The 15,060-nt window shown below is 63.7% G+C and carries 16 protein-coding genes; 10 read left to right on the forward strand and 6 right to left on the reverse strand.

From position 1 onward, the window contains the following. Positions 1-89: 89 nt before the first annotated feature. The 4 genes from JQ587_RS25265 to JQ587_RS25280 form a co-directional block, all read right to left on the reverse strand. Complete coding sequence (locus tag JQ587_RS25265) at positions 90-347, reverse strand: DUF3297 family protein (RefSeq protein WP_027548492.1); 258 nt, start codon at positions 345-347, stop codon at positions 90-92. Further along, entirely contained in the window at positions 344-820 is a 477-nt protein-coding gene (locus tag JQ587_RS25270) for a glutathione peroxidase (protein ID WP_212427080.1), read from the reverse strand. The genes JQ587_RS25265 and JQ587_RS25270 overlap by 4 nt, the downstream gene beginning before the upstream one ends. Before the next feature lie 2 nt (positions 821-822). Then, the gene (locus tag JQ587_RS25275) at positions 823-2,223 is read right to left on the reverse strand and encodes an amidase family protein (RefSeq protein WP_212427081.1); all 1,401 of its coding nucleotides are present in this window, start codon (positions 2,221-2,223) and stop codon (positions 823-825) included. 182 nt (positions 2,224-2,405) lie between these two features. Then, positions 2,406-2,663: a DUF6894 family protein gene (locus JQ587_RS25280; RefSeq protein WP_212299040.1), complete on the reverse strand. Its 258-nt coding sequence runs from the start codon at positions 2,661-2,663 to the stop codon at positions 2,406-2,408. Positions 2,664-2,927: 264 nt separating this feature from the next. Between JQ587_RS25280 and pqqA the strand changes: the two genes are divergently transcribed. The 10 genes from pqqA (at position 2,928) to JQ587_RS25330 (ending at position 12,933) form a co-directional block, all read left to right on the forward strand. Beyond that, positions 2,928-3,008: a pyrroloquinoline quinone precursor peptide PqqA gene (pqqA, locus tag JQ587_RS25285; RefSeq protein WP_007595659.1), complete on the forward strand. Its 81-nt coding sequence runs from the start codon at positions 2,928-2,930 to the stop codon at positions 3,006-3,008. A gap of 129 nt (positions 3,009-3,137) precedes the next feature. Next, positions 3,138-4,067 carry a pyrroloquinoline quinone biosynthesis protein PqqB gene (gene pqqB, locus JQ587_RS25290; protein ID WP_212299041.1) on the forward strand — a complete coding sequence of 310 codons (930 nt, stop codon included), beginning with the start codon at positions 3,138-3,140 and terminating at the stop codon, positions 4,065-4,067. A 20-nt stretch (positions 4,068-4,087) separates the two neighbouring features. After that, the gene (gene pqqC / locus JQ587_RS25295; RefSeq protein ID WP_249149402.1) at positions 4,088-4,843 is read left to right on the forward strand and encodes a pyrroloquinoline-quinone synthase PqqC; all 756 of its coding nucleotides are present in this window, start codon (positions 4,088-4,090) and stop codon (positions 4,841-4,843) included. Positions 4,844-4,855: 12 nt separating this feature from the next. Then, positions 4,856-5,167 carry a pyrroloquinoline quinone biosynthesis peptide chaperone PqqD gene (gene pqqD / locus JQ587_RS25300; protein ID WP_212299043.1) on the forward strand — a complete coding sequence of 104 codons (312 nt, stop codon included), beginning with the start codon at positions 4,856-4,858 and terminating at the stop codon, positions 5,165-5,167. Then, entirely contained in the window at positions 5,164-6,357 is a 1,194-nt protein-coding gene (gene pqqE / locus JQ587_RS25305) for a pyrroloquinoline quinone biosynthesis protein PqqE (protein ID WP_212427082.1), read from the forward strand. Before pqqD ends, pqqE begins: the two co-directional genes overlap by 4 nt. Beyond that, positions 6,347-7,333 carry a prolyl aminopeptidase gene (gene pip, locus JQ587_RS25310; RefSeq protein WP_212427083.1) on the forward strand — a complete coding sequence of 329 codons (987 nt, stop codon included), beginning with the start codon at positions 6,347-6,349 and terminating at the stop codon, positions 7,331-7,333. The genes pqqE and pip overlap by 11 nt, the downstream gene beginning before the upstream one ends. A gap of 26 nt (positions 7,334-7,359) precedes the next feature. Beyond that, entirely contained in the window at positions 7,360-8,037 is a 678-nt protein-coding gene (locus JQ587_RS25315) for a DUF4286 family protein (protein WP_212427084.1), read from the forward strand. 227 nt (positions 8,038-8,264) lie between these two features. Further along, positions 8,265-10,064, forward strand: coding sequence for an FAD-dependent oxidoreductase (locus tag JQ587_RS25320; RefSeq protein WP_212427085.1), 1,800 nt, complete (start codon positions 8,265-8,267; stop codon positions 10,062-10,064). Beyond that, entirely contained in the window at positions 10,034-11,881 is a 1,848-nt protein-coding gene (locus JQ587_RS25325) for a 2-oxoacid:acceptor oxidoreductase subunit alpha (RefSeq protein WP_212299048.1), read from the forward strand. The genes JQ587_RS25320 and JQ587_RS25325 overlap by 31 nt, the downstream gene beginning before the upstream one ends. Continuing rightward, positions 11,878-12,933, forward strand: coding sequence for a 2-oxoacid:ferredoxin oxidoreductase subunit beta (locus tag JQ587_RS25330; RefSeq protein WP_212299049.1), 1,056 nt, complete (start codon positions 11,878-11,880; stop codon positions 12,931-12,933). Before JQ587_RS25325 ends, JQ587_RS25330 begins: the two co-directional genes overlap by 4 nt. A 38-nt stretch (positions 12,934-12,971) precedes the next feature. Here JQ587_RS25330 and JQ587_RS25335 read toward each other — a convergent pair whose 3' ends face one another. Both JQ587_RS25335 and JQ587_RS25340 read right to left on the reverse strand, forming a co-directional pair. Further along, complete coding sequence (locus tag JQ587_RS25335; protein ID WP_212427086.1) at positions 12,972-13,415, reverse strand: DUF4399 domain-containing protein; 444 nt, start codon at positions 13,413-13,415, stop codon at positions 12,972-12,974. 31 nt (positions 13,416-13,446) lie between these two features. Next, complete coding sequence (locus JQ587_RS25340; RefSeq protein WP_212427087.1) at positions 13,447-15,027, reverse strand: SUMF1/EgtB/PvdO family nonheme iron enzyme; 1,581 nt, start codon at positions 15,025-15,027, stop codon at positions 13,447-13,449. Positions 15,028-15,060 lie beyond the last annotated feature (33 nt).

Below are 15,060 nucleotides of genomic sequence, written 5' to 3' on the forward strand. Positions count from 1 at the left end.
TGTCGTCATTCCGGGGTGCGCGTTAGCGCGAACCCGCAATCTCGAGATTCCGGGTTCGATGCTTCGCATCGCCCCGGAATGACGAAGGCTTATTTCTTATCCCTGAAATACGGCTCGACCGGCCCGTGCACCTTGATGGTCAGCGGATTGCCGTAGCGGTCCTTGGCATTGCCGGCGGTGACGCGGACCCAGCCTTCGCTGATGCAGTACTCCTCGACATTGGTCTTCTCGATGCCCTTGAAGCGGATGCCGACGTCGCGCGCCAGGATGTCCGCGTTGTAATAGGGGCTGTTCGGATCGACCGACAGGCGGTCCGGAAATTCGTCGCTCATGATTGTCTCGCTCATAACAGGGTCTCGATTTGCTGCCGCAATCCTTCCGGCCTTGCGGTCGGCGCGTAGCGCGCGATCACCTTGCCGGCACGGTCCACCAGGAATTTGGTGAAATTCCATTTGATGGAGGCACCCAAGAGTCCGGATTGCTGCCGTTTCAGGTACTCATACAAGGGGTGCGCGTTGGCGCCGTTGACGTCGATCTTCTCGAACAGCGGAAAGGTGACGTCGTAATTGGTCGAGCAGAACGCCTGGATATCAGCCGCCTGCCCCGGCTCCTGCGCGCCGAACTGGTTACAGGGAAAGCCGAGCACGGAAAAGCCGCGCGGCGAGAGATCGCGATGCAGATCCTCGAGCCCGCGATATTGCGGCGTGAACCCGCACTTGCTCGCGGTGTTGACGATCAGCAGCACCTGCCCCTCGAAACGGCGCATCGGCACTTCTTCTCCGAGAAGCGAATTGGCCTTGAAGTCGTAAATCTCAGGCATCGCTAACCCACGGGATCGATCGGCGACGGCGGCACGCCGCCCGCCTCAATCGCCTCGCCTGCGAGCAGGCACAGATCCTCGCGATAGCGGCCCGAGACGATGTGCACGCCGACCGGCGTCTTGCCGACGAGGCCGGTCGAAACCACGAGGCCGGGGAGGCCCATGAAGGGCGTCGCGATCTGCGGCAGTTGCGCCTCCCAGACGCGCTCGAAGGAGGCGTCGTCCTTGCGGTCGAGATGATCGGGGAACGGCAACTCGCCGGAGACCGGCGTCAGCACGACGGCATATTTCTCGAAGAACAGCATCCAGTCACGCGTCAACGTGGCGCGGCGGGTCAGCGCCATCGCGTAATTCGCCTGGTCCATCGGCGTGACCTTGGCGCGGTTGCCGCGCAGGCACGCCAATGCGCCGGGATCGCCCTCGCGCTCGGCCATTGCGAGTTGCGCGTCATAGGCATCGCCGAGCCAGAGTTTACGCTGCCACTCGACGGCCTCGCGCATCGGCGGGGTGTTCTCGATTGTCTCGACGGTCCAGCCGGCGCGCTCAAGCCGCTTGCCGGCGTCGGTCACGGCGGCTTTCACCTCAGGCGTGGTCGCGAGGCCATCGGGGCTGAGGCAGAGCGCGGCGCGCTTCGGCCGCACGGGGCCTTCCAGCGGCACCGGCACATACCAGGGATCGCGCACGTCGCGCGCAGACATCGCGGCGAGCGAAATGCGCAGGTCATTCACGGTGCGGGCCAGCGGTCCCGAGACCGCCATGATCTGCGGCCCGATCGGACGCTCCGGCAGCGCCGGATTGAAGGCGGGGATGCGGCCGAGCGTCGGGCGCAGGCCATGCACGCCGCAGGCATAGGCGGGATAGCGGATCGAGCCCGCGATATCGGTGCCATGGGCGATATGGCCGATACCGGCCGCGACCGCCGAACCGGCGCCGCCGGACGAGCCGCCCGGCGTCAGCGACGCATCGCGCGGATTCTTGGTGTCGCCATGGACGAGGTTGGTGGTGAACCAGCGGTAGGAGAAAGCCGGGCAATTGGTGCGGCCAAGCAGGACGGCGCCGGCCTTGCGGAAATTGGCGACCACCGGATTGTCCTCGCGCGCGATCAGGTCGCGCTGGAGTTTCAGGCCGTTGGTGGTGGCAAAGCCCTCCTGGTCGACATTGGCCTTGATGGTGACGGGCACGCCGGCGAGCAAGCCGGGGTCCTCGCCCCTGGCGATCGCGGCATCGACGGCGTCGGCCTGCTTGAGCACGTCGTCGGGCCGGTGGTCGATCACGGCGTTGAGCTTGGGATTGACGGCGTCCAGGCGGTCCAGGCCGGCCTTGGCCGCCTCCCGGGCGGACACTTTCCTGGATTTGACGAGGGTCGCGAGGTCGGCGGCCGGCAGGCGCCAGAGATCTTGCATGACTTGCTCCGTGTGACCGGCGTCTTTTAGCGCCGGGAACGCGGCAAAGCCATGCGGATTTCGCAGGGATAACGCCCCTTCATTGCGAGCGAAGCGAAGCAATCCAGAATCTTTCCGCGGAAACAGTCTCGATTGCTTTCGTTCGCAAGGGCTCCCCGCCATGACGTGAAGGAGAGCCGAAGCTAATGCCGCGTCGCCGACTGGTCCGGCATGTCCAGCAGGGCCTCGCTGAAGGGAAACTCCAGCACGATCTCGCCGGCGACGTCGGTGACCTCGATGACCGCCTCGAGCAGGGCCGGCTGGGCGCCCTCGGACCTCACCACCTCCAGGATCATCTGGCGGGCGACCTCCCAGGCGCGATCGGGGTTGCGCAGATCCTCGCCGTCAGGATCCACGATCAGTTCGTCGCCGATACGGGTGTTGAAGAAATATCTGGGCATCTCTGATCCAATGGGGTCGCCTGCAGCCGATTGGAAGCGGTTCTCTACTCACAACTGGTTTATCCCGACAGGGATCACGACCTATCGGCGGTGTCGCGTCTTCCTTCGCGCAACTTTACGGCCGCAATACGCTCTCTTTGCAGTGCAGCAATTCCGCCGGCCTACTACCTATGTCCGGGAAAATTTCACTGGCGAACTTTTCCGCCCGCACTAATTTAGCGCGTGGGCGGATACGTCCGAATTCGCAAAAATGGAGAGCCGAAAATGGCATGGAAAGCCCCGAAGATCGTCGAAGTGCCCTGTGGCATGGAAATCAACATGTATGTGAGCGCCACCCGCAAGTAGGCGGTTGACGATCTTGCGTTCTGCGCCGGTGGATTTTTCGGTCACGACGCGTTTCCGAAAGATAGAATCTGTGTCGGCTTTCGCGTCGGCCTGAGATCCACCGCGCGTGTTCCTTCCAGGAGACGGATCATGCTTCGCGTCGTCGTCCTGGGCGCCGCAGCCGGCGGCGGAGTTCCCCAGTGGAATTGTGGCTGCGAGGGCTGCCGGGCGGCCCGCAGCGGCGGGCATGAGTTGCACCGGACGCAGGCCTCGGTTGCTTTCAGCGGCGATGGCGAGCACTGGTTCCTGATCAACGCCTCCCCCGACCTTCGCCAGCAACTGAATGCCACGCCGCAACTCCATCCCAAGGCAGGTGCGCTGCGCCATACGCCTGTTGCGGGCGTGATCCTGACCAACAGCGAAGTCGATGCGGTCGCAGGCCTGCTCACGATGCGCGAGGGCTCGCCCTTCACGGTCTATGCCCATGAGAAAGTGCTGGCGATCCTCGCCAGCAACAGCATCTTCAACGTGCTGAACGAGAAGAACGTCAAGCGCCAGCCGATCGGAATCAGCGAGCCCTTCGAGCCGCGATTACCCGATGGCGCGCGCTCAGGGCTGGAGGTGCTGCCCTTCGCGGTGCCGGGCAAGTCGGCCTGGTATCTGGAAGGCAAGGCGCATCCCGGCGGCGAGAGCGGCGACGGCGATACGCTGGGCCTGAAGATCACCGACAAATCGACCGGCAAATGCTTCTATTTCATCGCCGCCTGCGCCGAGGTGACCGATGCGCTCAAGACCGAGATCGACGGCGCCGCGCTGGTGTTCTTCGACGGCACGGTCTGGCAGGACGACGAGATGATCAGGTGCGGCCTCGGCCACAAAACCGGCAAGAGCATGGGGCATGTCGCGATGTCCGGCGACGACGGCGCGATCGCGCGGCTGGCCGATCTCAATCTCGACAGAAAGATATTTCTGCATATCAACAACTCGAACCCGGCGCTGCTGCCTGCCTCGGCTGAACGCAAGACTGCTGAACAAGCGGGGTGGCAGATTCCCGCCGACGGAACGGAGATCGTGCTGTGAATGCCGCGTCCATGACTGGAATGACTGCGCTCTCGATCGGCAAGGACATCAGGCTCAACTCGGCCGAAGAGCTCGAGGCGACGCTGCGCCACATCGGCGCCACGCGCTATCACAGCCTGCACCCGTTCCATAAGCTCTTGCACGGCGGCAAGCTGAACAAGGGCCAGGTGCAGGCCTGGGCGCTGAATCGCTACTATTACCAGAGCACCATCCCGATCAAGGACGCGGTGGTGATCTCGCGCTTTCGCGACCGCGCCACGCGCCTGGAATGGCGCCACCGCATCGAGGACCATGACGGCGATGTCGGCTCTGAGGGCGGCATCGAGCGCTGGATCAAGCTGACTGAAGGCCTCGGGCTCGACACGGCGTATGTCGAGTCGACCGAGGGCATCTTGCCGGCGACGCGCTTCGCGGTCGAGGCCTACGTCCACTACTGCCGCGAGAAGAGCCCGCTCGAGGCGATCGCCTCCTCGCTCACCGAGCTGTTCGCGCCGAGCATCCATGAAGAGCGCATCGCCGGCATGTTGCAGCATTACGACTTCGTCAATCCCGACATCATGAGCTATTTCAAGCGGCGGCTGACGCAGGCGCCGCGCGATGCCGGCTTCGCGCTCGACTACGTCAAGGCGCATGCGACGACGCCGGAGCAACGCGCGCAAGTGTGCAACGCCCTGATCTTCAAGACCAACGTGCTGTGGGTGCAGCTCGACGCACTCCAGCACGCCTATGTCGAGGGCAACATTCCGCCGGGTGCGTTCGTGCCCAAAGCGAGTTGAGGGATTAGAAGTATGGCCGGGCCGCGTAACATCAGCGTCAGCGAGGCGAGCCGCCCCGTGCTGCCGCGGCACGCCAAGCTCAAATATGACGAGACGCGCAAGGTCTGGGTGATCCTGGCGCCGGAGCGCGTGCTGGCACCGGACGAAATCGCGGTCGAGGTCTTGCAGCTCTGCGACGGCAAGCGCAATGTCGGCGACGTGTCCGATCAGCTCGCCGCGAAATACGCAGCCCCCCGCGAGGCGATCCTCGCCGACGTCATCGTCATGCTGCAGGATCTCGCCGACAAGGGCTTCCTGACCGAGGCCCGGGAGAAGACGTCATGAGCGATGTGCTCCCGACCATCCCGCCTGACGCCAGCGACAGCCTCGCGGTGCTCGAGAAGCAGCGCTCGACAGCGGAGACCTTTGGCATTCCGCTCGCCGTGCTGCTCGAGATCACCCATCGCTGCCCGCTGCAATGCCCCTATTGCTCCAATCCGGTGGAGCTCGACCGCTCCGGCAAGGAGCTGACGACCGAGGAGTGGAAAAAGGTCCTGAGCGAGCTCGCCGAGATCGGCGTGCTCCAGGTGCATTTCTCCGGCGGCGAGCCGACGGCGCGGAAGGACCTCGTCGAGCTGGTCAAGCATGCCAGCGACGTCGGCCTTTACACCAATCTGATCACGTCGGCCGTGCTGCTGACGCGCGAGCGGCTCAGCGATCTAGCCGATGCCGGGCTCTGCCATGTGCAGATCTCGTTCCAGGGCATCCAGGAAGGCCTCGCCGACCGCGTCGCCGGTTACAAGGGCGGCCATCGCAAGAAGCTCGAAGTCGCGAAATGGACGCGCGAGCTTGAGCTGCCGCTGACCGTCAATGCGGTGATGCACCGGCAGAACCTGCACCAGCTCCCCGACATCATCCAGATGTCCATCGATCTCGACGCCGACCGGCTCGAGGTCGCCAATGTGCAATATTACGGCTGGGCGCTGAAGAACCGCGCCGCGCTGATGCCGACGGTGGCGCAGCTCGACGAATGCACCCGCCTCGTCGAGGAAGCCCGCGAGCGGCTCAAGGGCACGCTCGCCATCGACTACGTCGTGCCAGACTATTATGCGCTGCGGCCGAAGAAATGCATGGGCGGCTGGGGCCGGCAGTTCTTCAACATTTCGCCGGCCGGCAAGGTGCTGCCCTGCCACGCCGCCGAGAGCATCACCGGGCTCGATTTCGAGTCGGTGCGCTCCAACCATTCGATCGCCTGGATCTGGCAGAACTCCGAGGCCTTCAACCGCTATCGCGGCACTGGCTGGATGAAGGAGCCGTGCAAAACTTGCGAATTCCGCGAGATCGATTTCGGCGGCTGTCGCTGCCAGGCCTTCGCGCTGACGGGCGATGCCGCCAACACCGATCCGGCCTGTGCGCTGTCGCCGCTGCACGAGACCATCTTCAAGCAGGCCGAGCGCGAGGCCGAGGGCGAGACTAACCGCTTCCTCTACCGCAACTTCGCCGGCGGCACCCTGGAATCCGAGAATGGTGCCTGACGCCGACGCCGCTGCATCCGCCAGACGCGCCGATCCCTTTGCGCCATTGACCTCCGACATGCTCGATGTCGGCGACGGCCACGAGCTCTATGTCGAGAGCGTCGGCCGTGCCGACGGCATCCCTGCGGTCTATCTGCATGGCGGACCGGGCTCCGGCTGCCAGCCCGATCATCGCCGGCTGTTCGATCCCGATCGCTTCTGCGCCGTGCTGTTCGATCAGCGCGGCTGCGGCCGCAGCCGTCCGAAGGGATCGCGCGAGCACAACACCACGGCGCATCTGATCGCGGACATGGAGAAGATCCGCGAAAAATTCGGCTTCGCGCGTTGGATGGTGGTCGGCGGCTCCTGGGGCGCGACGCTAGCGCTGGCGTATGCAGAGGCCCATCCCGAGCGCGTCTCCGGCATTGCGCTGCGCGCGACCTTTCTGGGCACGCAGGCCGAGGTCGAGACGGCCTTCACCTCGCGCCTGGCGCAATTCTATCCGGCGCTACAGGAGGACTTCCTGAGCGTGCTGCCGCCGGAGGAGCATGCGCAACCGGTGGCGGCCTATTATCGCCGCATCCTCGATGCCGATCCGGCCGTGCATGGTCCGGCCTCGCGTGCCTGGCATGACACCGAGCGCGCGCTGTCCGAGCACAAGCCAGCCAAGACGCGGCTGGACCTGGCCTCGCTCAACGTCTGGCGCACGCTGCCGGCGACGCCGTTCATGGAGGCGCATTATTTCGCCAACAATTCCTTCCTGAGCGAAGAGCAGTTGTTGCGAAATGCCGGGAAGCTCGCCGGCATTCCCGGCATTATCGTGCAAGGCCGCTACGACCTGTTGTGTCCTCCCGAGACATCGCAGGCGCTCGCGAAAGTTTGGCCGGGTTCCGAGGTCAGGATCGTGGAAGAAGCCGGCCATTCGCTTTATGATGCCGGTGTCCGGGACGCGGTCATGAAGTCGATCGCCGATCTCGCGTCGAAGGCCGCGCGCTAGAGGCGCGAAACAAGGACAACAAGAGAATGCCGCTTGCCGGGACAGGCATGCTGCTGACGTCGATGAACATCGACGCGGCGGATGAGGCCGATTTCAACCGCTGGTACGATCGCGAGCATCTGGAAGAGCGCGTCGCGATCGAGGGTTTTCTGGAAGCCCGGCGCTATGTCGCGCACGCCGCCACTCCCAAATATCTCTCGCTGTACTCGACCGCGACGTTAGAGGTGCTCGACAGTCCCGCCTACCGGGCGCGGCTCGCCAACCAGACCGAATGGTCGCGGCGGAGCATGGCGCATTTCAAGAACATGCTGCGCGTCGTCGCGCGCATCACCGTCAGTAAGGGCACCGGCCGCGGCGCCGCGCTCGGCCTGGTGCGGCTGCGCCCCACAGCCGACAATGCCGGCTCTTGGCGTGACGCGCTGCAGGAGAATCTTATGCCGGGCGATCGCGACGGCATCATCTCGATGCATTTGCTCGAGAGCGAGCCGGAATTGTCGGGCGCAACAGCGGACATTCCAGCGGTGCGCAACGAAGGCGCGCGCGACTGGTTCGTGCTGATCGACGGCACGCATGTCGGTGCGGTGTCGGCGGCCATCGCCGAGCGCTTCACCGGCCCGGCGGCAGCACCCTTCCCGCTGCCCGTCTCCGTCGGCACTTACAGCCTGATGTGGGACCTCGCGAAAAGCGACATCGCGCGAGGTTGATGCGTTCACATTCCCCGCGGATGCTGCACCGCACGCGCCGCATTAATGCTGTGCGCGCTTAGCTCCCATGAAAGAGGGGACGCGCGAAAATTTGCCGTTGTACTTGGGAACGGTTCTAATAAGCTAACCCAATGACGTCATTCAGAAACCAGATCGCTGCGCGTTAAGCGTTCGCCAAGCTCAAGAAGAGGCCGCCGGGTCTTTGAGCCTGCGCGGACAGGGTAGGAATGAAACCGACCGATATCGCGGCCCCCGACTACTTTCACAAAGTGGTCGATTGCCAGTGGGCCTGTCCTGCGCACACCCCGGTTCCCGAATACATCCGATTGATCGCACAAGGGCGCTACAGCGACGCCTACATGATCAATTGGAAATCGAACGTGTTTCCCGGAATTCTGGGACGCACCTGCGATCGTCCGTGCGAGCCGGCGTGCCGCCGCGGACGCGTCGAGGAGACGCCGGTGGCGATCTGCCGCCTCAAGCGCGTCGCCGCCGACTTCAAGGACGACATCAAGCAGCGCCTGCCGTACCCGACCGCGAAGAACGGCAAGCGCGTCGCGTTCGTCGGCGGCGGTCCGGCCTCGCTGACGGTGGCGCGCGATCTCGCGCCGCTCGGCTATCACTGCACCGTGTTCGACGGCGATCCCGAAGCCGGCGGCATGATGCGGACCCAGATCCCGAAATTCCGCTTGCCCAATTCCGTGATCGACGAGGAGACCGGCTACATCCTGGGTCTCGGCGTCGAGTTCAAAGGCGGGCACCGCATCGAGAGCATGAAGGCTCTGCTTGCGGAAAAATATGATGCGATCTTCGTCGGCTCCGGCGCACCGCGCGGCCGCGAACTCGACATTCCCGGCCGGAAGGAAGCCGCTGCCAATATCCACATCGGCATCGACTGGCTGTCCTCAGTCTCGTTCGGCCACACCGACAAGATCGGCAAGCGCGTGATCGTGCTCGGCGGCGGCAATACCGCGATGGATTGCTGCCGCACCGCGCGCCGCCTCGGCGGCGAGAAAGTCACTGTGGTGGTGCGTTCCGGCTTCGAGGAGATGAAGGCCTCGCCGTGGGAGAAGGAAGACGCGATCCACGAGGATATTCCGATCCTCAACTACATGGTGCCGGTGGAATTCAAGCATGTCGCCGGCAAGCTCATCGGCGTCACCTTCCAGCACGTCAAGGCCGAATACGACGCCAAAGGCCGCCGCAATCTGGTGCCTTCGGGTGATCCCGATCAGACCATTCCCTGCGACGACGTGCTGGTCGCGGTCGGCCAGGAGAACGCCTTCCCCTGGATCGAGCAGGATTGCGGCATCGAGTTCGACAAATGGCACATGCCCAAGGTCGATCCGAAAACCTTCGTCTCGACCAATCCAAAAGTGTTCTTCGGCGGCGACGCCGCGTTCGGCCCCAAGAACATCATCTGGGCGGTGGCGCAGGGTCACGACGCGGCGCTGTCGATCCACAAGATGCTCTCGGGCGAGGACATCACCGAGCGGCCGCTGCCGGAGGTGCACGTCTCCTCGCAGAAGATGGGCATCCACGAATGGAGCTATGACAACGACGTCTCCATCGACAAGCGCTTCAAGGTGCCGCATCGCGACAAGGTGGTCGCGCTGAAGGACATCCGCACCGAGGTCGAGCTCGGCTATGACGTCAAGCTCGCGCTCGGCGAAGCACATCGCTGCCTGAACTGCGACGTCCAGACCGTGTTCTCGACCTCGCTCTGCATCGAGTGCGATGCCTGCGCCGACATCTGCCCGATGGACTGCATCACCTTCACCAACAACGGTGAGGAAGACGATCTGCGCCATCGCCTGAAGGCGCCCTCGCCGCATCCGGACCAGGACCTCTACGTCTCGTCCGACCTCAAGACCGGGCGCGTGATGGTCAAGGACGAGGACGTCTGCCTGCATTGCGGGCTGTGCGCCGAGCGTTGTCCCACCGGGGCCTGGGACATGCAGAAATATTTCATCGAGATGACTCACGCAGGTTCGACATGTCCGACAAAAAGCCGCTCAGCAGCGTAAACGACTTCGTCGTCCGCTTCGCCAACGTCAACGGCTCGGGTTCGGCCAGCGCCAACGAGATGTTCGCGCGCGCGATCCTGCGCCACGGCGTTCCGGTGTCTCCGCGCAACATCTTCCCATCCAACATCCAGGGCCTGCCGACCTGGTATGAGGTGCGCGTCACCGAAGACGGCCATCTCGGCGCCCGCGGCGGCGTCGACATGATGGTGGCGATGAATCCGCAGACCTGGGACAAGGACGTCGCCGGTATCGAGCCGGGCGGCTATCTGTTCTACGATTCCACCAAGCCGATGCCGTCGACCAAATTCCGCGACGACATCACCGTGATCGGCGTGCCGCTCACCGCGATCACCAACTCGACCTACACCGATCCGCGCCAGCGCCAGCTGTTCAAGAACATCATCTATCTGGGTAGCCTCTCGGCGCTGCTCGAGATGGACCCGAAGGTGATCGAGCAACTGATCGGCGAGCAGTACAAGGGCAAGGAGAAGCTGCTCTCCTCCAACGTCCATGCGCTGCATCTGGGCCGCGACTGGGCGCTGCAGAATCTGAAATGCCCGATCGGGCTGCGGGTGAAGAAATCCGACAAGGTCGGCGACCGCATCTTCATCGAGGGCAACAGCGCTGCGGCGCTCGGTGCCGTCTATGGCGGCGCCACCGTGTGTGCGTGGTATCCGATCACGCCGTCCTCGTCGGTGGCGGAAGCCTTCACCGCGCATTGCAAGAAGTACCGGCACGATCCCGAAACCGGCAAGGCGAAATATGCGATCGTGCAGGGCGAGGACGAGCTCGCTTCGATCGGCATCGTGATCGGCGCATCCTGGAACGGCGCCCGCGCCTTCACCGCGACCTCGGGTCCCGGCATCTCCCTGATGACCGAGTTCATCGGCCTCTCCTACTTCGCCGAGATCCCGGCCGTGATCATGAACATCCAGCGTGCCGGGCCCTCCACGGGCATGCCGACCCGCACCCAGCAATGCGACATCATAGCCTGCGCCTATGCTTCGCATGGCGACACCAAGCATGTGCTATTGTTCCCCGAAGATCCGGCCGAAGCCTTCGAGTTCGCGGCAGCGGCCTTCGACCTCGCCGAGCGGCTGCAGACCACGATCTTCCTGATGCTCGACCTCGACATCGGCATGAACCACCGGCTCTGCCGGCCGCTGAAGTGGGACGATGCCAAGCAGTATGACCGCGGCAAGGTGATGACCGCGGAGATGCTGGAAGAAGGCCGCGACTTCGGCCGCTATCTCGACGTCGACGGCGACGGCATCCCCTACCGCACCTATCCCGGCACGCACCCGACCAAGGGCTCCTACTTCACCCGCGGCACCTCGCGTGATCGCTATGCGCGCTACTCCGAGGAGGGCTCGGTCTATGCCGACAACATGCAACGTCTCGTGCGCAAGTTCGAGACGGCGCAGGACCTCGTGCCGCGGCCGCTGCAGGCCAATGCGGAACGTCCGACCAAATATGGCGTGATCTATTTCGGCTCGACCTCGCCGGCAATGGACGAGGCGATCGGACTTTTAGAAGCGCGCGGCCATCAGCTCGACCGCTTGCGCATCCGCGCCTTCCCGTTCCACTCCAGCGTCGCGAGCTTCCTCGCCGAGCACGACTTCGTCTATGTTGTCGAGCAGAACCGCGACAGCCAGCTCCGCCAGCTCATCGTCAACGAGAACGGCATCGATCCCGTCCGCCTCGTGCCGATCGTGCATTATGACGGCACCCCCATCACCGCCCGCTTCATCGCAAAAGCCATTGGCGACCACCAGGATCACCTCAAGGTGACCCCGCTCCGCAAGGCCGTGTCATGACCTACATTGCAAAGCCGAAATTCCATCATCCGGGGCTCAAGAAGAACGAGCTCGGCTACACGCATCGCGACTATGAGGGCAAGATCTCGACGCTGTGCGCCGGCTGTGGCCATGACTCGATCACGGCCTCGATCATCGAGGCCTGCTACGAGCTCTCGATCGAGCCGCACCGCGTGGCAAAGATCTCCGGCATCGGCTGCTCGTCGAAGACACCGGACTATTTCCTCGGCAATTCGCACGGCTTCAACTCCGTGCATGGCCGCATGCCCAGCGTCTTGACCGGCGCCAATCTCGCCAATCGCGACCTGATCTATCTCGGCGTTTCCGGCGATGGCGATTCCGCCTCGATCGGCTTCGGCCAGTTCGCGCATTCGATCCGGCGCGGCGTCAACATGACCTATATCGTCGAGAACAACGGTGTCTACGGCCTGACCAAGGGCCAGTTCTCGGCGACCGCCGACCGCGGCTCGAAGTCGAAGAAGGGCGTCACCAACACCGACAACGCCATCGACCTCGTCGCGATCGCGCTGCAGCTGGGCGCAACCTTCGTCGCGCGCTCGTTCTCCGGCGACAAGACCCAACTGGTGCCGCTGATCGCGGCCGCAATCGGCCACAAGGGCGCGTCCTTCATCGACGTCATCAGCCCTTGCATTGCATTCAACAATCACGCCGGCTCGACCAAGAGTTTTGATTATGTCCGCGAGCACAATGACGCCGTGAACCGGCTCGACGTGCTGGTCGGCCGCGATCCCATCGCGGTCGATTATGCGCCGGGCACGGTACAGGTGGTCGAGCAGCATGACGGCAGCAAGATCGCGCTGCGCAAGATCGACGCCGATTACGATCCGCATGACCGGTTAGGGGCCCAGACCTTCCTCGCGAAGCACGCCGCCAAGGGCCAGATCGTCACCGGGCTGCTCTACGTCGACCCGGACGCGGAAGATCTGCACGCCCATCTCAACACGGTCGACGCGCCGCTCAATACGCTCGAAGCGGATACGCTGTGTCCGGGCTCATCGGTGCTGGACAAGATCAACGCCAGCCTGCGGTGATCGACCAGCCCAGGACACCGGAGGTGGTCGGCTAAGGCCTAGCGTGCTGCAACGGGCTGCCTGACACGTATCGTAATTTTCTCCGAGACGACAGGCGGGTCGAACGGATAGTGCTTTGCATCGCCCAGCACCAGTTGGAGCGTGTGGGCCCCCGGCGGAAGCTCGAGCTGGGTCTCGGTCTGCCCTGCCCCGAAATGCAGATGCGACTTGTCCTGCAGGATCGGCTCCTTGGGGTCGATGGGATCGTTGACGTCGACCAGCAGATGATGGTGACCGGCATTCTGATAGTCGTCGCCGGCATGGGTAACGCCCATGTTGCGCAGGCCAAACCGGACCAGGAAGGGACCGCGAACCCTCTGCCCGTCATGCGGGGTGATGAAATAGACCTTTGCGTCCTTGGGAGCGGTCTTGCCTTGCGAAAAGGCGGCGCCAGAAAGCGATACGAGCACCGCCGACAGCGCAATGCAGCGAAGAATTTGCATCAAACCTACTCCTCCACATTGAGGACTGCGCTCAAGGAGTGAGCGCGACGCGGAAGCCATGCGTCGGATAACGGACATTGGTATCGTAACCATCGCGATTGGCCGGCCGCACATATCTCGAATCGTTTTTCCAGGAGCCCGAGCGCAGAACGTGCGAGCTGCAATCTCCGCCGTTCCATGCCGAACCGTCAACGGGTGCGCCCTGATGGGTCCTGCGCCAGCAATCCTCGACCCACTGATCGACACCGCCACCCATATCGTAGAGCCCGAACGGATTCGGCTTGAAGCTGCCGACCTTCGCCGGCTGCTCGGCCGCAAGGTCTCCGCAATCCTTGCATCCGGCCATGCCCGGCTGGAGCTTGTCGCCCCACCAATATTTGGTCTGCGTTCCGCCGCGTGCGGCGTATTCCCACTCGGCTTCGCTCGGAAGTCGATAAGGCTTCTTGGTCGCCTGCGCGAGATACGCCACATATTGTTGTGCGTCGGTCCAGCTCACATTGCTGACCGGCGCATCGTCTTTTCCGGTGGCCGTGAATCCGCACGCCTTTGCAGCCGCGCATTCGTTCCACTCCTGCACCGTCACCGGATATTTTCCGATCGAGAACGGCTTGATCGTGACTTGGTGAACGGGCCGTTCGGTCGGATCGTCATTGCTTCCCATCGCAAAGCTGCCGCCGCGAATGGCGATCATCTCGGGTTCGCGGACTGGCGGTACCGATTGGCTTGGTGCTTGGCTCGGCGCTTGGCTTGATTCCTGACTGGGCGCTGGAGCGGGCGACGGAGGCGCGGGTGACGGAGGCGCCGACGCCACTGAGGGAGACGGCTGCGGCGTTTGCGTCGCGGCTTCGCGCGGCAGAGGTTGCGGGCTCGGCGATGCGACCGGAGCAGGAGTCGGCGCAGCGGCCTGCTCGCCCGTGCCACCCCGCGACTGCGTCAGCAGATACCACAGTACGCCGGAGGCAATCACGAGCAGCGTAATGCCCAGGAGAAAGATCAGGGTATTCTCGCGCCGGCCCCGCGTACGGCCGACCGCATCCGCGTCCGGCAGCACGCGATAGACGCGCACGGGATCGGTGATGTTCTTGACCTTGCGGTCTCCGAGCGATTCATAGCCGCACACCACCTTGTGCTTGATCTGCTCGTAGATCGCGCCGGAGATGTAAACCTGACCAGGCTCGGCAATGCCCTCGAGGCGCGTGGCAATATTGACGCCATCGCCATAGATGTCGTCGGGCTCGACGATGACGTCGCCGAGATTGACGCCAATACGGTATTCGATCCGGGAGTGTTTCGGAATCGAGGCATTGCGGCCGATGAGGTTCTGCTGGATGACGATGCTGCATCGAACGGCCTCGACGGGGCTGTCGAAAATGGCGATGAAACCATCGCCCGTGGTCTTCACCAAACTTCCATGATGCTCGACGATGCTGGGTTCGATGAGGTCCCGCTCGATCCGCTTGACGCGGACATGCGTACCTTCCTCGTCGGCCTGCATCAAGCGGCTGTAGGATGCAATGTCACCGACAATGATGGCTGCGAGACGACGAGGCATTCCGCCGTGCGGAGGCGGCTCGTTCTGATTCCCGGATCTGAAATTGCGAATTTCGCCCATTGCGGGGGACTCCACAAACCTACAAGAGGCGGC

The organism is Bradyrhizobium manausense, assembly GCF_018130615.1.
In the GTDB taxonomy this organism is placed as follows: Bacteria; Pseudomonadota; Alphaproteobacteria; order Rhizobiales; family Xanthobacteraceae; genus Bradyrhizobium; species Bradyrhizobium manausense_A.